Raw genomic sequence first — 18,805 nt, 5'->3', positions numbered from 1 at the left:
TTTCCCGATTGTTTCGTTTTCAAGTCTTCATCCAGATGCCGCCATGAGTTCAACTCAACCCCTGTTCTTGCCGCCCGATGGCCAGCCGCGTTGCCTGTGGTGCGCCGCCGCAGCCGGTGACGCCGGCTATTTGCACTATCACGACACCGAGTGGGGCTTCCCGGTCGCCGACGATAGGCGTTTGTTCGAGAAGCTATGCCTGGAGGGCTTTCAATCCGGCCTGTCCTGGCGCACGATCTTGAACAAGCGGGAAGCCTTTCGGAGCGCCTTTGCAAACTTCGAGATCGAGCAGATGGCGCGCTTCGGCGCCGCCGAGATTGAGCGTTTGCTGCAGGATGCAGGCATCGTCCGGCATCGCGGCAAGATCGAGGCCGTCATCAACAATGCCCAGCGTTGCCTTGAGTTGGTGGCCGAGCAGGGCAGTTTGGCGCGCTACATCTGGCAGTTTGAGCCCCAGGCCTTGGCCGCGCCGGTGATCGCGACCGAGACCGAGGCCTCGCGTGCGCTGTCCAAGGACTTGAAAAAACGCGGCTGGAAGTTCGTCGGCCCGACCACCATGTATGCGTTCATTCAATCGATGGGGCTGCTCAATGACCACAGCCTGGGTTGTGTGACCCGAGCCCGGGTTGAGGCCGCACGGCGCGCTTTTAAATCGCCGGCCTCCTAGAATCACGCCTTGCCCGAACTTATTGGACCGTCCGTCATGAGCAATACCCGCCCAGATTTCTGCATCGCCCCCAGCCTCCTGTCCGCCGACTTTGCCCGCCTGGGCGAGGAGGTTCGCCATGTGCTGGCGGCCGGCGCCGACTGGATTCACTTCGATGTGATGGACAACCATTACGTGCCCAATCTGACCTTCGGACCGATGATTTGCGAGGCCTTGCGCAAGCATTCGGTCAAGCCCGACGGCACGCCCGCGATGATCGATGTGCACCTGATGGTCGAGCCGGTGGACGCGCTGGCCGTCGCCTTTGCCAAGGCCGGCGCCGACATGATCACCTTCCACCCCGACGCGTCCAAGCATGTGGACCGCACGCTGCAGCTGATCAAGGCCGAGGGCAAGCAGGCCGGTCTGGTGTTCAACCCGGCCGAGCCGCTGGATGTGCTGGAGTGGGTGATAGACAAGGTCGACATGATTCTGATCATGAGCGTCAACCCCGGTTTTGGTGGCCAGAGCTTTTTGCCGAGTGCCTTGAAGAAGCTCGAGAAGGCGCGCCGCATCATTGAGCAAAGCGGCCGCAACATTCGCCTGGAGATCGACGGCGGCGTCAAGATCGACAATATCCGCCAGATCGCCGATGCCGGCGCCGACACCTTTGTGGCCGGCTCGGCCATCTTCGGCAAGCCCGACTACAAGGCCGTCATTGACGCGATGCGCGCCGAGCTGGCGCGCTGAAATCGTGCCGGCAGTCCTGTTCGTCTGCACGGCCAATATCTGCCGCTCGCCGATGGCCGAGGCGCTGTTGAAGGCGCGCCGGGCCGGCTTCGGGCCGGCGGCTGAGCTGGCATTCAAGCAAGTGGCATCGGCCGGCGCACGCGCGGGCCCGCGCGGCGAGCCCATCGACGCGCGCGCCGCTGCGGCGCTGCAACGGGCGAGCCTGGCGGTCGAAAAGAAATGGCGCTCCCAGCGTGTCATGCCCGAACAGTTCGAGCGTTATGACCTGATCCTCGCGATGGAGGCCGACAACCTGAAGGTCTTGCGCGCGCAATGCCCGCCCGAGCTGCAGTCGCGCCTGAAATTGGTTTTGGACTTTGTGCCCGGCATGGAGGGGCAGGATGTGCCCGACCCTTATTTCGGCCCGGCGGCGGGCTTTGACCATGTGCTGGCGCTGCTGGAGCGCGGCGTGGCGGGCTTGGCGCAGGCCTGGCGTGACGGGCGGCTGATCTCGCGTTGATTGCACCCGGATCAGGGCGCGCTTGCTTCCTGCCCGAACATGTTCAAGGTCGCCTTGTCGCCATAGAGTGACTCATAGTGCAGCGTGAGCTGTAGCCTGGACAGCAGCAGCTTCAATTGCTCCGACGTTTTGGCGCAGCGCTTGTCGAGCGACCTCAGCACTTGCTGGCGCTGGTTGACGCGGTAGAAATGCTCCAGGCTGCCGGTGCCATAGCAATCCGCCGGTTCACCCAAGGCCTTCAGCGCTTCGTCCAGACCTTTAAGCGCCTTGCCGTCGACCCGGTAGTCGACGCGCACCACCTTGGCCGGGCCGAGGCCGCTATTGAGCACATAGCTCTCCCATCTGCCGTCGGGGTCGGTGTTGATCTCTTCGTCCAGAATCGGCTGCACCATCAAACGATTGTGCTTTTGGATCGTGTAGCCCTGCCAGAGCGAGGTGCCCAAGGCGCAGACCGCGATGATCATCGTGCGGGCTCGAATCGCCGAGATCGTGGCCCAGCGATGGCCGCTGCGTGCGCTTGGCTTAGGGACTGTGTTTTGCATTCGTTGACTCTCACCAGGCCCACAGGGCCAGCGCAAACAATTGATGGGCGGCAAACCAGGCGCTCAAGACCAAGGCCGCCAAGGACGCCAACAGGCAGCGCCACTTGGCCACGCTTGCGCTCTCCTGCTTCCAGGTCCTCAAGCTGACAAACATGCCGGCAATTGCGAACAGCGGGAAGGCCGTGGTGGCCAGCAGTATGCCTATGGTTTGCCAATTGAGCTGGCCCATGATGGCAAAATTCAAGCTCAGCGCACAGGCTAGGCCGCCGATCAGGCTCAGCAGCGCCAAGCTTGGCAGGCGTCGCAGCCAAGGGTTTTGCAGCGCTTTGCGGCGGCCGAAGGGCGCGCTCAACAGCAAGGCCAGGGACAGCAGCACGCTGGCCATCGGCAGCAGCGCAGAGGCGGTGGACACCTTGAACATGTGGCGCCCGTCCATTTGTATGCCGGTGGTCTTGCCGGCGCTGTCGCGCAACACCACGCTGGCCACGACATCGCCGTCATCGGCTTCGGCGAGCAGGTCCTTGCCATGGTGTTTGAAGCTGGCGTTAGGGCCCAGGCCCGGCAAGATCGGGCTCATCAACAAGCTGTCGCCCTTGACGGTGATATGGCCGACGTTCATCAACACTTCGATCAGCCCGAACAGTTCGGTGCGACCCGGCGCCGTGCGGTACCAACCCTCCAACTCGGCGTCGATCGCTTGGGTCGTGACGGCGGGCCGCTGCCAATGGCTCTGCCCGATCACGTAGGCCGTCAAGGCCTCGACCAATTTGCGTTTGGGCATGTCGCTATTGATCAGCAACACAAAGCCCATCCCTTGCTCGGGGTGGAACATCAGAACCGCGCTCTGGCCGGGCACGGCGCCGGTGTGGCCCTGCCAGCGCACGCCATCGATGATCAGGTGGGTGAGGCCCAGGCCATAACCATGAGTCAGGCCGGCCCTGGCGCCATCGGTGGCTTGCGCGGTTTTCATCAAGCGCACGCTTTCGGGCTTCAGAACGCCAGGGCTGGAGGCGCCGTCGCTCAGCGCGAAGCGGCCGAGCTTGGCCAAATCGGCGGCGTTGCACCAGAGTGCCCCATCGGCTTGAGTGCGGGCGAAGTCGTTGCCGGTGGACCTCATCTCGGCGCCGCTATGGCCGTCGGCATGGTCGAGCTTTTCGGCCATGGAGGTCAGCGCCAGGCTGTCGTTCATGCCGAGTGGTTTGAGCACCTGGCGGGTGATGATGTCGTCCCAGGGCTGTTTGTAATGAGCCTCAAGGATGGCGCCGAGCACCACATAGCCCGGATTGGAGTAGCTGTGATGGTGACCTGGCCGCCAGCGCGCGACCAGCGCTTCGTTTTGACGCTGGGAGGTTTGCAGGTGCTGACCGCGAACCTCGGTGTCGCTGTGGAAACCCTTGGGGTGCTCGTCCTCGAAGCCCGCGGAATGGCTCAGCAGATGAATCACGCGCACCGGGTCGCTGCTGTCGTAGGGGTTCTTGATCGGCAGCGTCGGCAGCAATTCAGCGACCGGCGTTTGCAGGTCGAACTGGCCTTGCTCGATCAGTTGCATCACCGCGATCGCGGTGACCGTCTTGGTGATGGAGCCGATGCGGAACAAGGTCTTGTCGCTGACCTTGGCCTGGGTCTTTTGATTGCCGACGCCGAGTTGGCCGGTCAGCAGGGTTTCCTTCAGGTCAAAGACCGCGTAGCTGGCGCCGGGCAGCGTCTTTTCCTTCAGCAGACTGGCGAGTCGTTGCTGCAGTTCGACCGGCGTCTTGGCTGCCGGGGGTTTGGTGGGTACGGCCTCTGTGGCGGCGAGCGCGCCGGCGCAAAGCAGGGCGAGCTGAAGGCTCAGTATCAGGCGTTTGAAATGGCGTTGCATCTTCTTGTCGGGCGCTGGACTCGCCTCTGGGCTTCAAAGCATGCAGTTTGCAAGCGGCTGGAGGGCAGGTCAAACCACTTGCGACAGGCTGCATGGCGGCGCTGCCCGGCCGCAAATTGCCCGCCCACATGCCGGTGCCGATGTCACAACGCAGAGGTGATCACCGCGGCGTCGGCCGGGCCGAAGGCGCCCAGGCGGTAGTTGCCCGCTTGCTGCAACTGCAACTGCGCACCGCGCGGCAAGAAGATGTCATCGAGGTGGCCGTCCCGAGTCAGCCATAGGCAGCCTTGGCTGACCTGCACAAGCAAGCGCTGGCCCGGCCGCAGCTTGAGCAATTGGCTGGCGGCGGAGGCCGGCAACTCGAGTTGCTGGCGCTGTGAACCCGGCAGCGCGGTGATTTCGGTTCGGGTGATTGTGCTGTCCATGGGTCGAACTTTGCGGCCAGCGCGTGCTCGCCGCCAGCCACAGGGTCAAGCCAATCTGTACCGTACAGGTCTGGTGAATGCTTGGTCTGTATGGTTCGGCTTGGTGGCCATCTGTACTGCCTGAAAAGCCGCAGGCTGGTACAGAATGGCGCATGGATGAGGCTTCTAACAGCGGACCGCTCTATCTGCAAATCGCCGAGCGATTGGCGCGGGCGATCCGTGCCGGTACCTTGAAGCGCGGCGAACGCCTGCCCTCGGTGCGCGAGTTGGCGTCGCAGCAATCGGTATCGGCGTCGACCGCGGTGCAGGCGCTGCGTTGGCTGGAGGACGCCCGGCTGATCGAAGCCCGGCCGAGATCGGGCTACTTCGTGGCCGCCCGCCCGGCCTTGTTGCCGGAGCCTCAATCTTCCCGCCCGGGCGCGCGCTCGCGGGTGGTGCAGCTGGACGAGCTCGGGCAGGAGGTGCTGCGTCAGTCGGTGGAGCCGGGCCTGATCTCGTTTGGGGCGGCTTGTCCCGAGCCCGATCTGTTTGACCAGGACCGCGTGCGCCGGGCGCTCACCCGGGTGGTGCAGCGTCACCGCGATCTGCTCTGCACCTACCCGCTCGGGCCGGGGCGAGAGGAGCTGCGCCGTGCGGTGGCCCGTTACGCGCTTGGGCTGGGTTGCGAGTTGCAGCCCGACGATGTGCTGATCACCAGCAGCTGCATGGAAGCGATCACGCTCTGCCTGAAGGCGGTCACCAAGCCCGGTGATGTGGTGGCTTTGGAGTCACCGACCTACTTTGGTTTTCTGGAAATTCTGCAAAGCCTGCACCTGCGCGCCTTGGAGATTCCGACCCATCCGCGCCACGGCATGTCGCTCGATGCCTTGCAACTCGCGCTGGAAACTCAGCCGGTCAAGGCGGTGCTGGTGGTGCCGACCTTGTCCAACCCCATGGGCTCTTGCATGGCGGTGGCCGAGCGCAAGCGGCTGGCGCAGATGGTGCTGCGGCACGATGTGGCCTTGATCGAAGACGTGATCTACAACGACCTGGCCGAGCAAGAGGACAAGCGGCGTGCCGTGCGCTCGTTTGACAGCAGCGGCCATGTGATGATTTGCGGCTCGTTCAGCAAGACGATGGCGCCTGGCCTGCGTTTGGGTTGGGTGGATGGTGGCCGCTGGGCGCAGGCCTTGCACAAGATCCAATCGGTGCAATCGGGCGCGCAGACCGCCGTGGTGGAGCTGGCCCTGGCGGACCTGCTGAATCAGGCCGGCGCGGCGGCTGCGCTGCGCCAGTTGCGTGCCACGCTGGCGCGGCGCGTCGACGAAGCACGCAGCCTGATTGCCGACAGCTTCCCCAAAGGCACGCGCGTCAGCGACCCGGGTGGGGGCTTCATCCTTTGGGTGGAACTGCCGGGGGGCTTGGACGCGGTGGCCTTGTACGAGGCCTGCCTGGCGGAGAATATTTGCGTCGCGCCCGGCTCGATGTTCAGCGCGAGCCCGCGCTTTCGGCACTGCATCAGGCTGGGTGTGGGCGGGCGTTGGGGGCCGGAGCACCCCCAAGCGCTGCGCCGCATCGGGGCCTTGGCCGCTCAGCTGCTGGACGCGGCCCTGATCAAGCGAGCGGCCTGATTAGCCGGCCTGCGGCGCCTCCACCACCACCACCCGTTGGTCCGGCCCTTTGCCACTGAAGCGGTCCAGCGCCAGATAGATCACCGGCGTGATGTAGAGCGTCACCGCCTGTGACAGGATCAAACCGCCGGCCACCGCCAGACCCAAGGGTTGGCGCAACTCGGCCCCCGCGCCCAGGCCGAGCGCAATCGGCAGCGCCCCCATCAGCGCGGCCAAGGTTGTCATCATGATGGGACGAAAGCGCAGGATGCAGGCCGCGCGGATCGCCTCAGCTGGTTTCATGCCGCCCATGCGCTGCGCGTCGAGCGCGAAGTCGATCATCATGATGGCGTTCTTCTTGACGATGCCGATCAGCATCAGGATGCCGATGGTGGCGATCAGCGTCAGGTCCATGCCGAACAGTTGCAGCGTTATCAAGGCGCCGACGGCCGCCGAGGGCAGGCCGGCCAAGATCGTCAGCGGGTGGATGAAACTCTCGTACAGCACGCCCAGCAGCACATAGATCACCGCGATCGCCAGCCCAATCAGCAAGAGCTGACCCCCTTGCGAGTCCTGGAATACGGCGGCGTCGCCGCCATAGCTGGTGATGATGCTGCTGGGCATTTGTAGCGCCTTCACATAAGCGTCCAGCTTGGCGGTGGCGTCGCCCAGCGGCACATCGGCCGCCAGGTTGAAGGCCACCGTGACCGCCTGCAACTGGCCCTGGTGATTGATCGAGGTGGGCCCCAGGCCGCGTTCGACGGTGGCAAATGCGCTCAGCGGCACCAGCGCACCGCCCTTGCCGCGCAGATGGATCTTGGCCAGCGCCTGCTCGTTCTGGCGCTCATCGTCGCGCGCCTCCATGATCACCTGGTAGGTGTTGCTCTCGGCATAAATGCTGGACACCTGCCGGTCACCGAAGGCGTTGTACAAAGCGCTGCGCAGGTCTTGCATCTGCACGCCAAGTGCTGCCGCACGCTCGCGGTCGATGATCAGATTGGCCTGCAGGCCCTTCAGTTGCGAGTCACTGGTGACGTCGCGAAACAGCGGGTCGGCGCGCAGCTTTTCTTGCAGCTTGGACGCCCAGACACCAAGCTCCCCGCCGGCCACCGATTGCAGCGTGTATTGGTAGCGGCTCTTGCTTTGGCGCCCGCCCAGTTGCAGGTTTTGCACCGGCCGCAAATAGACCGCCAGACCCGGCACCACGCGCAGCTGCTTGCGCAGGCTTTCCAGCACTTCTTTCATCGGCGGGCGTTCGCCGCGCGGCTTCAAATTGATGAACATGCGGCCGGTGTTGCCGGCGTTGCCGCCGCCACCGCCGCCCGCGCCCACGGCCGCCGCCACGCTGGCCACGGCCGGGTGGTCTTTGACGATCGCGGCGGCGCGTTCTTGCAAGACCGTCATCGCGTTGAAGGAGATGTCCTCCGCCGCCTCGGTGCTGGCCTGGATTTGCCCGATGTCTTCCTCCGGGAAAAAGCCCTTGGGAATGGCGTGATAGAACCAGGCGCTGGCCACAAAGGTCAACAAAGCCAGCGCTAACACCCAATTGCGGTGGCGCAGGGCCAGGTCGAGGCTGCGCGTGTAGCCGCCCAGCAGCGCATTGAAGCCGCGCTCAAAGCGCCGCCCCAAGGCGCCTTCCTGATGCGCCGCGTGGGGGCGCAAAAAGCGGCTGCACAACATCGGCACCAGGCTCAGCGACACGCCGGCCGAGACCAGAATGGCCAGCGACACCACCACCGCGAACTCATGGAAAAGCAGGCCGATCACGCCCGGCATGAAGAAGATCGGGATCAGCACCGCGACCAGCGAGATCGAGATCGACACGATGGTGAAAGCCATCTCGCGCGCGCCGCGCACGGCGGCCGAAAACGGGTCCATACCGTCCTCGATATGGCGGTGGATGTTCTCCAGCATCACGATCGCGTCGTCGACCACCAGGCCCACGGCCAGCGTGATGCCGAGCAGCGAGATATTGTTCAAGCTGTAACCCAGCGCGAACAAGATCGTCACGGCGCCGATCAGCGAGATCGGCAGCGACAGCGTCGGGATCAGCGTCGCCACCGCTCGCCGCAAGAAGATGAAGATCACCAGCACCACCAGCGCGACGGTCAGCGCCAGGGTGAAATAGACGTCGTGCAGCGACTCGCGCACCGACACCGAGCGGTCATTCAGCGTGCTCATTTGCACCGAGGCGGGCAACTGCGCGGCGAAGCGCGGCAGCATCGCCTTCACCGCATCGACCACCTTGACGGTGTTGGCGTCCGGCTGGCGCTGCACGGCCAGCACGATGGAGCGCTCGCCATTGAAACTGGAGAAGGATTTGACGGTCTCAAAACTGTCCTGCAGTTCGGCCACGTCGCGCAAGAACACCGGCGCGCCATTGCGGCTGGCCACCACGATGGCGCCAAATTCCTTGGCATTGCGCAGCTGCTTATTGGCCTGGATGGTCAGCGTCTGGCGATGGCCGTCCAAGACGCCGACCGGCGTGTTGGCATTGGCGCTGCGGATGGCCGCTTGCAGTTCTTCCAGCGTGATATTGCGCTGGCTGAGTAAATCGTTACTGACCTTGACCCGCACCGCATAGCGTTTTTGACCATAGATCGAAACCTGCGCCACGCCGTCTATGGTTGACAGGCTGGGCGTCAGCAGGTTCTCGGCAAAGTCGTTCAAGTCCGATAGATTGATGGACGGCGAGGTCAGTGCCACCAGCAAGACCGGCGCATCCGCCGGGTTGACCTTGCGGTAGCTGGGTGGGCTGTTCATTTCGGACGGCAGCGCCCGCAGCGCGCGGAACAGCGCGGCTTGCACGTCGACCGCGGCCGCATCGATATTGCGAGAGGACTCGAACTCCAGGGTCAGCGAGGTGCTGCCCAGGATGCTGGAGGACGAGATGCTGGCCAGGCCGGCGATGGTGGAGAACTGCTTCTCCAGCGGCAGCGCCACCGAGGCGGCCATGGTCTCCGGCGAGGCGCCCGGCAAGGCGGCCTGCACATTGATGACCGGCGTGTTGTAAGACGGCAAGGCCGCCACCGGAATCTTGCTCCAAGCGGCCAGACCCGCGATCACCAAGGCCAGATTGAGCAGCACGGTCATCACCGGCCGGCGGATGAAGAGCTCGGTCAGACTCATGGCGCCACCTGACTCAAGCATTGCATCGGATGCTTGCCCCGACTCATGCGCCAACTCTCGATGCCGATGATGCCGATGATGCAACTGAAGCCGGGCGTTTTGGCGCGGCCGGATTGAGCGCCGCGGGCTGCGCCTTCACTGGCGTGCCGGGGCGCAGATTCTGTTTGCCGTCCAGCACCACTTTTGCGCCGGCATTGATGCCGTCCACCACCACCATCTCGCCGAAGCTGTGGCGGATTTGGACCGGCTTGGGCTGGGCCAATTGCTCGGCATCGATCACATAGACCGAGCGCTCGTTGCCGCGCTGAATGATGGCCGCTTGCGGTATCACCACCGCCTCCTTGAGGCTGCCCAGTTGCAGGCGCAGGCGCACATATTGGCCGGGCCAGAGCAGCTCTTGTTCGTTATTGAACTCGGCGCGGACCTTGATCGTGCCGGTCGTACTGTCGACCAGGTTGTCGACAAAAGTGACCCGGCCCAGCGCCTTGGTTTCGGCCTTGGTTTCGGCTTTGGCGCGCCGCTCGCCTGCCAGCAAGACCTCCGCGTTCAAGCCTTGCGGCTTGGCGCCACGGGTCGCTTGCAGCAGCGCCGCCAACTGCGTCTCGGGCAGCACAAAGCCGACCGCGACGGGGTTAATTTGCGCAATGCTGACCAGCGGCGGCGCGCTTGAATTGGCCTGCACCAGGCTGCCGGCCACCACATTGACCGTGCCGGCCCGACCGTTCATTGGCGCGTGAATTTCGTTGTAGGTCAGCGCCACCTGCGCCGACTGCAGCGCAGCCTCGTCGGCCTGGATCAGCGCCCGTTGGGCTTCCAGGTTGGACAAGGCGGTGTCCAGCGCGCTTTGCGCGACGAAGTTCTGTGCGCGCAGATCCACCGCGCGCTGATGTTGGCGCTGCAGATCGGCCAGGCTGGCCCGGTCGCGTGCGAGCTGGGCGCGGGCCTTGTCGAAATTGGCGCGGTCGGCGCGCTCGTCAAAGCGAAACAGCAAGTCGCCCTTGCGCACCGTTTGACCATCTTTGATCAAGACTTCCTTGACCGTGTTGGTGGTCTGCGCGCGCAGCTCGACCTGCTTCAGCGCCGTCACCGTGCCGCTGGCTTCCAGCATCAGGGGCACGTCTTGCAGCAAGGCGGTGAAAACGCTGACGCTTTGCGGGCCGCCAGCCTTGGCCGGGCCGCTGCCGGGCTTGCCGAGGGGTTGGCCTTGTTTCCAAGTCCACCAGGCCGCTCCAGCGGTGGCAATCATGGCGACAGTGATCAGGGCCAGGACGGACTTGCGTTGCATGGAGTCAACTTTCTTGTTTGAAAGGCCGGGGAAATGTCCGGGGGCCGCACCCCTTCGCAGGCTGAATCAAGCCTCAGGCTTGCTTCAGTCCGGCTCAGGCTTTCTTCAAAAACTCCGACTTCAGCATCAGGCTGACACCGTCGATCTTGCAATCTACGTCATGGTCGCCATCAACCAGCCTGATGCCCTTGGCCTTGGCGCCTTTTTTGAGGGTGATGGACGAGCCCTTGACCTTCAGATCCTTGACCAAGATGACCGAGTCGCCGTCGACCAGTACCTGGCCGTTGGCATCGCGCACGACCTTGCTGCCTTCATCGGCCGGGCTGGCCTCGACGGCATCGCCCCATTCATGGCCGCAATCGGGGCAGATATTCATTTCGCCGTCCCGATAGGTGTTCTCAAGAGTGCAAACAGGACAGGCAGCAGGGTTGGACATGATGGTGGGTTCGGGGCAGGGTACGGGGCGTCTAATATAAGCGAGGCGGCGGCGGTCAAGCCGAGCCGAGCCATGCCCTTTGGCATGGGTTCGCCACTGGCGCCATACTTCGGCTGGCCAAAACTTATTCACCTAACCCGGATCACCACCATGACGCTGACGATGAAGATGAGCAAACATTGGACCTTGGGCCTCGCGGCGGCCTGTGCCGCCCTGATGGCAGCTGCGCCGGTGCAGGCGGACGATGCCTTGAAGGCGGCAATTGCCAGCCCTCATCGCACCCCTGCCTATGTGCTTCGCGACGCCGCGCGCCACCCTTACGAGACCTTGACCTTCTTTGGCATCAAGCCGAATTACACCGTGGTTGAGTTGTCACCCGGCGGTGGTTGGTATACCGAGATCCTGGCGCCCTATCTGCGCGACAAAGGTCAGCTGATTCTGGCCGGCGATGACCCCGCGTCCGAGATTGCCTATTTCCAGCGCAGTGCGGCCAGGATGAAGGACAAGCTGGCCGCCCTGCCGGCCGTTTATGACCGCGCCCAAGTCACGGTGTTCTCGGCCGGTGGATCCAAGCTGGACTACGCAAAACCCGGCTCGGCAGATCTGGTGCTGACCTTTCGCAATGTCCACAACTGGATAGGCGCCGGAGAAGAAAAGACCCAAGCGGTATTCAAGAGCGCCTTCACGGCACTCAAGCCGGGCGGCACATTTGGTGTCGTCGAGCATCGCCGGCCGGCCTCGGTCAAGCAGGATGAAAAGGCCGAGAGCGGTTATGTGCATCAGGCCTATGTGATCCGCATGGCCGAGAACGCTGGCTTCAAGCTGGCCGCCAGCTCCGAGGTCAACGCCAATCCCAAGGACACGGCCGACCATGAGGGCGGCGTTTGGTCGCTGCCGCCTACTTATGGGTTGAAGGACAAGGACCGTGCAAAGTTCGAGGCCATCGGTGAGAGCGACCGGATGACGCTGAAGTTCGTCAAACCTTGAGTTTGCACGGATGACAAGGGCAATTGCGGCGCGCCGGCTGGCCTTCATCGGAGCCGGCCGACTGGGTCAGACCTTGGCTCGCGCGTGCGCTGCCCGAGGCTTGGCGGTGGTGGCGGTGGCCAGCCGCAGCCCGGTCGCGGCCGAGCAATTGGCCGCGCAATTGCCCGGCTGTCGGGCGCTGAGTGCGGCCGAGGCGGCGGCGGCGGCGGATTTGGTTTTTCTGTCGGTGCCGGACGACGCGATCGCCAGCTTGGCCGCTTCGCTGCCTTGGTCGGCCGGCCAAGCTCTTGTGCATTGCAGCGGCGCCACCGAACTGACGACGCTGCATACGGCGGCGGCGGTCGGCGCACAAGTCGGCGGATTTCATCCCTTGCAGATTTTTTCCGACCCGACAAGGGCCTTGGCCTTGCTGGCCGGCAGTGCGGTGGCGATCGAGGTTGGCGCCGAGTCTGAGGCCTTGTCGGCCGACTTGCATGACTTGGCGCGGCTCCTGCAAATGAATCCCCTGCAGTTGCAGCCCGGCACCAGGGCTGCGTATCACGGCGCCGCCAGTTTCGCGGCGAGTTTTCTGCTCTCGATGTTGGACGAGGCGGCGCAAGTCTGGTCGCAGATAGGCTTGCCGCCCGAGGCGGCGCTGCAGGCCTTGTTGCCCTTGGCGCGCGGCACCTTGGATGCGGCAGCGGCGCGTGGGCTCGCTGGCGCCTTGTCGGGCCCCATTTCGCGCGGCGATAGGGGTGTGGTGGCCGCTCACTTGCAGGCCTTCGACGGGCTGGGGCGCGAGCATGGCGACATCTACCGCGAACTGGCGCGTCGGCAATTGAGGCTGGCGCAAGCCAGCGGCCGCTTGGATGAGGGCGCCTTGCTGGCTCTGGCCCGCTTGCTAAATACCTAGCGTTCAAGTTCATGCGGCTTTTAGAATCAACGTTATGAATCTTGACCAGGCTACGCTTTACCTTGTGGTTACGGTGGTTGGCCTGTTGATGGCGTTTTGGGTTTGTTTCATGGCTTGGGGGCAGCCCTTGGGCCATGCTCTTTGGGCTTGGGCATTGGCCTTGTTGGCCTATACGGCGAGCCATGTGTTTTTCGGCCTGCAAGATTTTTTGCCGCCGCAGGTGTTCCTGATTGGCGGCAGTACGGCCTATGCGGTCGCCTTGGTGCTGATGCTGCAGGCCGTGCGGCGCTTTCAAGGGGTGGCCCAGAACGGGCGCTGGTACCTGGCGCCTTTGCTGCTCGTGCCGCTGCTGTACGCCTTGTTGGCTCAGTACAGCACGGTTCGGGTGGTCTGTTCGTCTTTGATCTACGCATGGCAGATCGGCTTGATTCTGGCGGCACTGCTGGACCCTAGCCAGCCCCGGCATGGCCGAGGCCGCTACATTTTGTTGGGTGCTTTTGGCACCTTGTTGCTGACGCTGTTGGCGCGGGCCGCTTTGGCGTTATTGGGCTTGCTTGATACCCAGACGCTTGCGGCCAGCGGCCGCGGCTTGGGGCCGGTGTTCTTGATTTCCTTGTGCGCGGTACTGAGCATCACGCTTGGCTTTGTCTACATGACGATGGAGCGCGCCGAGCAGCGCAACTTCGAGTTGGCGATGAAGGATATGTTGACCGGGCTGGCGAATCGCCGCGCCATCGGCGACCAATTGCTGATGACCGTGGCGCGCGCGCAGCGTCAAGGCCAATACTTGAGCGTGCTGATGCTTGACGTTGATCACTTCAAGCGTGTCAATGACAACTTCGGTCATCAAGCCGGTGATGTGGTGCTGAGTAGCGTGGCGCAGACCCTGCAGAGTCGACTGCGGGCGCAGGATCAAATCGGGCGATTCGGTGGTGAAGAGTTCTTGGCGATCTTGCCTGATACCAGCCTGGAGGGCGCGCAGGTGTTGGCCGAGGCGCTGCGTGCGGCGGTGGAGGCAACGCCGATTCAATGGGGCGTGCACAGCATCGCGATCACGATCAGCATCGGCGTGCGCGGTGGCGCCATCACCGGAGCCGATACCGCCGATGGCTTGGTGGCAGCCGCCGATGCCGCGCTCTACCGTGCCAAGCAAGGGGGGCGCAACCGCGTTGAAGTGGCGCAAGCCGCGGCTTCGGCCGGCCCGGATCTGCCTCCATCCACGGAACGTATCAGCAAGGCCTGAGCATTATGTTTACTGTCTACGGCCTGAACGGGCGTATTTTCAGTGGCCGATTGGAAGGGCTGCGCGAGCTGGGTGCGGTGCAGTCCGTGGCCCGAGTGAGGGCGGTCGAGGCCACCACGCGGCGGGGCGAACAGTTTTCGCCGGATGTGATTCTGGCCGGGCCCGCGCCCGACACTACCTTGGCCGCGCTGGGTGGCGCCGAACCGCAACCGCGCGACGCCTTGGCTGCCTACGCGCAGGCCCAGGCGCTCACCACCAATGCCGGTGCCGAGCGGCAGGTCTTGAGCCTGGTCGAGCAATTGATGAGCCTGGACCTGCACACGGTGCCGCTCGCTTCGACGCTGGCCCAAGGCTTGGCCATACTCGGCCAGGCCCGCGTCGGGCAGGCGCCGGTGGTCAATGAGCGGGGGCGTTTGGTCGGGCTGCTGCTGCGGGCGGACCTATTGCCGGGGCCGGCTAACTTCGAGGATGCGCAGGCTTGGGCCGCATGGCTGGCGCGCCCGGTGGCCGAAGTGATGTGGAGCCCGGTGCCGGCGGCGCGGCCCGATACGCCGATTCGAGAAGTGGCGCAAGCCTTGCTGGACCTGCGTTTGCCGGGTCTGCCGGTGGTCGATGACCGGGGCGACATGCTGGGCTTCTTGTCCCGCACCGACATCCTGCGCGCCTTGACCCGCGAGGCGCCGCTGAATCTCTGGAGTTAGTTCCAGTTCAGCGGGTTGATGCGGTAGTAGTCGCGCAGCAAGCCGTAGAGTGCCGGGTGCTGCTGGGCCAGATCCAGCGGCCGCTCAAAGAAGAGCTCGCTGCTGACGGCAAAAAACTCTGCCGGATCGGTGGCGCCGTAGGCGTCAATCAGGCCTGCTTCGCCCATTGCCAGCCGAGCCCGCAAGGCGTCGTATTCGTTTTGCATCACCGTCGACCATTGCCGGTAGGCCTGTTTGCTGGCCAGCTGCGGCGCGCCATTGGCATGGCCTTTGGCCTGATCGAGTTGGTGGGCGAATTCATGAATCACGACGTTATGACCATCCTCCGGGTCGGCCGCGCCGGCCTGCACATCGCTCCAGGACAGCAAGACCTGACCCTGCACCCAGCTCTCGCCGGCCAGCGCACGGCGCTGCTCCATCTGCACACCGCCCGCTTGATTGACCGGCCGGTCCACCACAAAGGCGCCGGGGTAGAGCAGGATCTGCTTGAGCTGCGGGTAGTAACCGCGCCTGGCGCCCAAGAGCGGCAGGCAGGCCTGCGCTGCGATGCTGACGCGCATCTCGTCCGTCACGGTCAGGCCGCCGCAACCCAGAATCGGCTTCTCGGCCAGAAAGACTTGGATGTCCTGCTTCAGCCGCAGCTGCAGGTCGGCCGGCAGGCGCTGCACCAAGGGCACACGGCGCCGCAGAATGCGCCGCCAGGCCTGCGGAAACGGTTGCTCGCGCAGCTTCTGGCGGCGTCGGCGCTGCAGCAAGGGGCCACCGGCCAGCCAAGCGATCAGGCCCAGGCCAAAGGCGATGGTGAGCAGCAGGGGCAGGGCGTTGATGTCCATAGCTCGCCACATGGGCGCGTTTGTGTCGATTGCAAGGGCGGTCGAATGCCTTAGGCTTGCGGCCATGCACAGTTCCGACCTATCCCCGACCACGGCGCGGCCGCTCCAGGCTTGGCAAGTCATTGCGGGCGGCATCTGCGGCCTGGTCTTGACCATAGGTTTGGCGCGCTTTGCCTACACGCCGCTGCTGCCGCTGATGCAGGCGCAGGCGGATTTAAGCGATGTGGCCGGCGGCTGGCTGGCCTCGATCAATTACCTCGGCTATATGAGCGGCGCCTTGCTGGCGGCCTGGGTTGATGACGCAAGGCTGCGCCAGCGCCTCTACAGCGCCGGCCTCGTGCTGAGCCTGGGTGTCACCGCGCTGATGGGTCTCAGCGGCAATTTCTGGGTCTGGGCGCTATCGCGTTACCTGGGCGGCTTGTGCGGCGCGGCCGGCATGTTGTTGGGCTCGGGCCTGGTGCTGAACTGGCTGATGCGCAATGGCCGCCGGCCCGAGCTGGGCCTGCATTTCACCGGCCTGGGCCTGGGCATCGTGGTGTCGGCGCTGGGCGCGTTTGCGATGAGCGGCCTGTTCTTGAGCTGGGCTCAGCAATGGCTGGGTTTTGCGCTGATCGGTCTGCTGTTTCTCATGCCGGCCTGGGCCTGGCGGCCACCGGTGCCGCCCGCCGCGCTTGGCTCTCAGGCCAAGCCGAGCACAACATCCCGGCGCTGGCTGGGCTTGATGATGTTGATGTACTTCTGCGCCGGCTGGGGCTTTGTGATCAGCGCCACCTTCACCGTCGCCATCGTCGAGCGCCAGCCGCTGCTGGCCGGTCAAGGCCCTTGGGCCTGGGCCTTGGTCGGCCTGTCCGCCACGCCGGCCGTATTCTTGTGGGACCAGCTCGCGCGCCGCTGGGGCGAGCTGCCCGCCTTGCTCTTGGCCTTCGGTTTGCAGACGGTCTCGGTGCTGTTGCCGGCCTGGTCGAACGGCCTGGCCGCCGCGCTGGCGGGCGCTTTTCTGTATGGCGCCACCTTCATTGGCATCGTCAGCCTGACGCTGGCCCTGGTCGGCCGGCGCGCACCCGACAACCCCGGCAAGGCAATGGCCCGCCTGACGCTCAGCTACGGCCTGGCGCAGGTTTGCGCGCCGGCTTTGGCGGGCGCGATGGCGCAGGCCAGCGGCAGCTACCGGGGCGCGCTGTGGATCACGGCCGCAGTCCTGCTGGTGGGCATGGGCCTGCTGCTGCGCCTATGGACGCAAGGCGAACCGGGCGTTTGAGCCTGCTTGTTCAGGGCGGGCCGGCATTCTTCTTGAAGCGCTGCTCCCATCCGGGCACCCGGCGCTCCATCAGCGCGGCGATGGCTTCGTGGCTGGCGCGCCGGAAGGCCGGCTCGCCTAGTCCCTCGGGCCGGCTGGCGGTTGGCGCCCGGGCCATGATCTTGGCAGTCGGCGCGGCGGCCGCAGCCATCACCGGCGTCACGCGCAGCGCATAAATATCGCTGCGATTGTTACCGTCTTGGCTGGACAGCGCGAGCACCGGCAAGAAGCCGGTTCCGCTGCCGATCAAACCCTGGTAGTCGCCAAGAAAAAGCCCGCGTGCGTCGGGCGCCTGTGCCATGTCAAAAGGCCCCCAGATCTTGGTCTCGACCCATGTCAGGCCGTCACGCGAACTCAGCAACCAGGCGCTGGCGAGCAAGGTGGTGGCATCGGCCGTGTCGGCGCGCAGGTCGTAATGGCTGATGGCCACTTGCCCTTCGGCGTTGACCGCCACCGTCGGCGTGAAGGCGGCAACGCCGGGGTCTCGGTTGATGGCCACCGGCGCCGTCCAGTTGCGGCCGCCATCGACCGAGCGAGTCACAAGAATCGCATCGCGCAGGCCGCCGCTGAAGCGTGCGTCCTGCCAGGTCAGCCACAAGCTGCCGGCGGGCCCGACGGCGATCGAGGCCAGCGTCGCGCCGTCGCGTATGGCCTTGCCCGTCTGCGGGTCTTTGGCGCCGACCGCCTGGATGTCGCTGATGCGTATCGGCGCCGACCAAGTCAAGCCCTTGTCGCTGGAGCGCAGCACACCCAGCCAACTGCTCGATCTGCTGCCGACGGTGTCGATTTGGGTGAATAGATTGACCAGCGTGCCGTCTTGCAGCACCACGATGCGGTTACCAATGGTCTGGCTGATGCCTGCGGCCACGCTGGGGCGGTAGATGATGGTCGCCGGCTCCCAGCTGGCGCCGCTGTCGGTCGAGCGCGCCAGCAGCGTGGGCCCGAAGTTCGTCGACTCCAGGCGATCCCAGACGGCATAGACATAGCGCTCATCGGTCGGGTCGGCGGTCAGCGCGTTCTTGTCGTTAAAGAGCGTCTCGCCGTCGCGCAGCAGGGTGGCCGGCGTGCTCCAGGTCTGGCCGCCGTCGAGCGAACGGCTGGCCAGTAGGGCTGAGCTGGCGCCCGGCGTGAAGGCCGTGCCGGTGAAGCCCAAGGCCATCGAATACATCACGCCGCTGGGGCCGATGTCGACCCAGGGGTCGCTGGCGCGCTCGTAGTCGCCGCTGCTCCCCGCTGCCGCGCCGCCGCAGCGCGAGAAGGGCAGGAGCCGGCGGGTCCAGCTGACGCCGGCGTCGCTCGACACGGCGGTGACCAAGCCGCGTGCGCCGCCGCTGCTCCAGCGGTCTTGCTGCCAGGCGCTGATCAGCACATTGGCGTTGCCCGGGTGAACGGCGGCAAAGGGTTCAACCTCGGCGTTGGCGTACAGGGTGCCGCTGTTTGAGCCGCCGCTTGAGCCGCCGGTGCAGCCCGCCGCGACCGGGCTGTCGGCGCTGATGCGATTGCCGGGCAGTGCAGGGGCGGGGCTTGGCGCTGGCGCGGGTGCCGGGGCCGGGGCGCTGCTATCACCCCCGCCGCCGCAGCTACTCAGGGTCGCAATGGCGAGCGCCAATGCCGGTACGCCGGTCCAGGTCTTGCTTGGCAAACTCATGCTGGTCTTCCTTTGGGCATGCCGCGCCGCAGCGCGCAGCGG

Annotated in this window: 17 protein-coding genes; 9 read left to right on the top strand and 8 right to left on the bottom strand. The window is 65.0% G+C overall.

Annotated elements, in window-relative coordinates:
• Positions 1 to 43: 43 nt before the first annotated feature.
• From LNV07_RS10990 to LNV07_RS10980, 3 genes are read left to right on the top strand one after another with little or no spacing between them, the layout of a single operon-like run.
• Complete coding sequence (locus LNV07_RS10990; protein ID WP_263571196.1) at positions 44 to 667, top strand: DNA-3-methyladenine glycosylase I; 624 nt, start codon at positions 44 to 46, stop codon at positions 665 to 667.
• Positions 668 to 703: 36 nt separating this feature from the next.
• Entirely contained in the window at positions 704 to 1,396 is a 693-nt protein-coding gene (gene rpe, locus LNV07_RS10985) for a ribulose-phosphate 3-epimerase (protein ID WP_263571195.1), read from the top strand.
• Between the two features lie 4 nt (positions 1,397 to 1,400).
• Positions 1,401 to 1,895, top strand: coding sequence for a low molecular weight protein-tyrosine-phosphatase (locus LNV07_RS10980; protein WP_263571194.1), 495 nt, complete (start codon positions 1,401 to 1,403; stop codon positions 1,893 to 1,895).
• An 11-nt stretch (positions 1,896 to 1,906) separates the two neighbouring features.
• On the opposite strand, the gene LNV07_RS10975 is transcribed toward LNV07_RS10980, so the two are convergent.
• The 3 genes from LNV07_RS10975 to LNV07_RS10965 all read right to left on the bottom strand — a co-directional run bounded on the left by LNV07_RS10975 (position 1,907) and on the right by LNV07_RS10965 (position 4,723).
• A complete protein-coding gene (locus LNV07_RS10975) occupies positions 1,907 to 2,437 on the bottom strand; it encodes a hypothetical protein (protein WP_263571193.1) in 531 nt (176 codons plus the stop codon).
• 10 nt (positions 2,438 to 2,447) lie between these two features.
• Entirely contained in the window at positions 2,448 to 4,298 is a 1,851-nt protein-coding gene (locus tag LNV07_RS10970; protein ID WP_263571192.1) for a serine hydrolase domain-containing protein, read from the bottom strand.
• A gap of 143 nt (positions 4,299 to 4,441) precedes the next feature.
• A complete protein-coding gene (locus LNV07_RS10965; RefSeq protein WP_263571191.1) occupies positions 4,442 to 4,723 on the bottom strand; it encodes a DUF2917 domain-containing protein in 282 nt (93 codons plus the stop codon).
• A gap of 152 nt (positions 4,724 to 4,875) precedes the next feature.
• Between LNV07_RS10965 and LNV07_RS10960 the strand changes: the two genes are divergently transcribed.
• The gene (locus tag LNV07_RS10960) at positions 4,876 to 6,333 is read left to right on the top strand and encodes an aminotransferase-like domain-containing protein (protein WP_263571190.1); all 1,458 of its coding nucleotides are present in this window, start codon (positions 4,876 to 4,878) and stop codon (positions 6,331 to 6,333) included.
• Here the strand turns inward: LNV07_RS10960 and LNV07_RS10955 are convergent, their stop codons facing one another.
• From LNV07_RS10955 to LNV07_RS10945, 3 genes are all read right to left on the bottom strand, one after another.
• Entirely contained in the window at positions 6,334 to 9,441 is a 3,108-nt protein-coding gene (locus LNV07_RS10955) for an efflux RND transporter permease subunit (RefSeq protein ID WP_263571189.1), read from the bottom strand. It lies immediately after the preceding gene.
• Positions 9,442 to 9,484: 43 nt separating this feature from the next.
• A complete protein-coding gene (locus LNV07_RS10950; RefSeq protein WP_263571188.1) occupies positions 9,485 to 10,726 on the bottom strand; it encodes an efflux RND transporter periplasmic adaptor subunit in 1,242 nt (413 codons plus the stop codon).
• Between the two features lie 94 nt (positions 10,727 to 10,820).
• Positions 10,821 to 11,162, bottom strand: coding sequence for a zinc ribbon domain-containing protein YjdM (locus LNV07_RS10945; protein ID WP_263571187.1), 342 nt, complete (start codon positions 11,160 to 11,162; stop codon positions 10,821 to 10,823).
• Between the two features lie 150 nt (positions 11,163 to 11,312).
• Between LNV07_RS10945 and LNV07_RS10940 the strand changes: the two genes are divergently transcribed.
• Genes LNV07_RS10940 through LNV07_RS10925 form a run of 4 tightly spaced genes read left to right on the top strand, consistent with a single transcriptional unit; the run spans position 11,313 to position 14,985 of the window.
• Complete coding sequence (locus LNV07_RS10940) at positions 11,313 to 12,149, top strand: class I SAM-dependent methyltransferase (protein ID WP_263571186.1); 837 nt, start codon at positions 11,313 to 11,315, stop codon at positions 12,147 to 12,149.
• Between the two features lie 10 nt (positions 12,150 to 12,159).
• On the top strand, positions 12,160 to 13,041 hold the full coding sequence (locus LNV07_RS10935) for a Rossmann-like and DUF2520 domain-containing protein (protein ID WP_263571185.1): 882 nt from the start codon (positions 12,160 to 12,162) through the stop codon (positions 13,039 to 13,041).
• 34 nt (positions 13,042 to 13,075) lie between these two features.
• Positions 13,076 to 14,284 carry a GGDEF domain-containing protein gene (locus tag LNV07_RS10930; protein ID WP_263571184.1) on the top strand — a complete coding sequence of 403 codons (1,209 nt, stop codon included), beginning with the start codon at positions 13,076 to 13,078 and terminating at the stop codon, positions 14,282 to 14,284.
• A gap of 5 nt (positions 14,285 to 14,289) precedes the next feature.
• Positions 14,290 to 14,985, top strand: coding sequence for a CBS domain-containing protein (locus LNV07_RS10925; RefSeq protein WP_263571183.1), 696 nt, complete (start codon positions 14,290 to 14,292; stop codon positions 14,983 to 14,985).
• Here LNV07_RS10925 and LNV07_RS10920 read toward each other — a convergent pair.
• Complete coding sequence (locus LNV07_RS10920) at positions 14,982 to 15,818, bottom strand: M90 family metallopeptidase (protein ID WP_263571182.1); 837 nt, start codon at positions 15,816 to 15,818, stop codon at positions 14,982 to 14,984. The two genes, LNV07_RS10925 and LNV07_RS10920, sit on opposite strands and share 4 nt — an antisense overlap.
• Positions 15,819 to 15,882: 64 nt before the next feature.
• Here LNV07_RS10920 and LNV07_RS10915 point away from each other — a divergent pair, with 64 nt between their 5' ends.
• Positions 15,883 to 17,076, top strand: a complete 1,194-nt coding sequence (locus LNV07_RS10915; RefSeq protein ID WP_263571181.1) for a YbfB/YjiJ family MFS transporter — start codon at positions 15,883 to 15,885, stop codon at positions 17,074 to 17,076.
• A gap of 10 nt (positions 17,077 to 17,086) precedes the next feature.
• On the opposite strand, the gene LNV07_RS10910 is transcribed toward LNV07_RS10915, so the two are convergent.
• Positions 17,087 to 18,763 carry a sialidase family protein gene (locus LNV07_RS10910; RefSeq protein WP_263571180.1) on the bottom strand — a complete coding sequence of 559 codons (1,677 nt, stop codon included), beginning with the start codon at positions 18,761 to 18,763 and terminating at the stop codon, positions 17,087 to 17,089.
• Positions 18,764 to 18,805 lie beyond the last annotated feature (42 nt).

It is taken from the genome of Roseateles oligotrophus, assembly GCF_025717515.1.
GTDB classification, from domain to species: domain Bacteria; phylum Pseudomonadota; class Gammaproteobacteria; order Burkholderiales; family Burkholderiaceae_C; genus Paucibacter_A; species Paucibacter_A oligotrophus.
This window is presented reverse-complemented; position numbering and strand designations above follow the sequence as displayed.

What these genes read in the sequence shown, in the direction of transcription:
- LNV07_RS10990 (WP_263571196.1), top strand. Translation starts at nt 44, where the DNA reads ATGAGTTCAACTCAACCCCTGTTCTTGCCGCCCGATGGCCAGCCGCGT.
- rpe (WP_263571195.1), top strand. Translation starts at nt 704, where the DNA reads ATGAGCAATACCCGCCCAGATTTCTGCATCGCCCCCAGCCTCCTGTCC.
- LNV07_RS10975 (WP_263571193.1), bottom strand. Translation starts at nt 2,437, where the DNA reads ATGCAAAACACAGTCCCTAAGCCAAGCGCACGCAGCGGCCATCGCTGG.
- LNV07_RS10970 (WP_263571192.1), bottom strand. Translation starts at nt 4,298, where the DNA reads ATGCAACGCCATTTCAAACGCCTGATACTGAGCCTTCAGCTCGCCCTG.
- LNV07_RS10965 (WP_263571191.1), bottom strand. Translation starts at nt 4,723, where the DNA reads ATGGACAGCACAATCACCCGAACCGAAATCACCGCGCTGCCGGGTTCA.
- LNV07_RS10960 (WP_263571190.1), top strand. Translation starts at nt 4,876, where the DNA reads ATGGATGAGGCTTCTAACAGCGGACCGCTCTATCTGCAAATCGCCGAG.
- LNV07_RS10955 (WP_263571189.1), bottom strand. Translation starts at nt 9,441, where the DNA reads ATGAGTCTGACCGAGCTCTTCATCCGCCGGCCGGTGATGACCGTGCTG.
- LNV07_RS10950 (WP_263571188.1), bottom strand. Translation starts at nt 10,726, where the DNA reads ATGCAACGCAAGTCCGTCCTGGCCCTGATCACTGTCGCCATGATTGCC.
- LNV07_RS10945 (WP_263571187.1), bottom strand. Translation starts at nt 11,162, where the DNA reads ATGTCCAACCCTGCTGCCTGTCCTGTTTGCACTCTTGAGAACACCTAT.
- LNV07_RS10940 (WP_263571186.1), top strand. Translation starts at nt 11,313, where the DNA reads ATGACGCTGACGATGAAGATGAGCAAACATTGGACCTTGGGCCTCGCG.
- LNV07_RS10935 (WP_263571185.1), top strand. Translation starts at nt 12,160, where the DNA reads ATGACAAGGGCAATTGCGGCGCGCCGGCTGGCCTTCATCGGAGCCGGC.
- LNV07_RS10930 (WP_263571184.1), top strand. Translation starts at nt 13,076, where the DNA reads ATGAATCTTGACCAGGCTACGCTTTACCTTGTGGTTACGGTGGTTGGC.
- LNV07_RS10925 (WP_263571183.1), top strand. Translation starts at nt 14,290, where the DNA reads ATGTTTACTGTCTACGGCCTGAACGGGCGTATTTTCAGTGGCCGATTG.
- LNV07_RS10920 (WP_263571182.1), bottom strand. Translation starts at nt 15,818, where the DNA reads ATGGACATCAACGCCCTGCCCCTGCTGCTCACCATCGCCTTTGGCCTG.
- LNV07_RS10915 (WP_263571181.1), top strand. Translation starts at nt 15,883, where the DNA reads ATGCACAGTTCCGACCTATCCCCGACCACGGCGCGGCCGCTCCAGGCT.
- LNV07_RS10910 (WP_263571180.1), bottom strand. Translation starts at nt 18,763, where the DNA reads ATGAGTTTGCCAAGCAAGACCTGGACCGGCGTACCGGCATTGGCGCTC.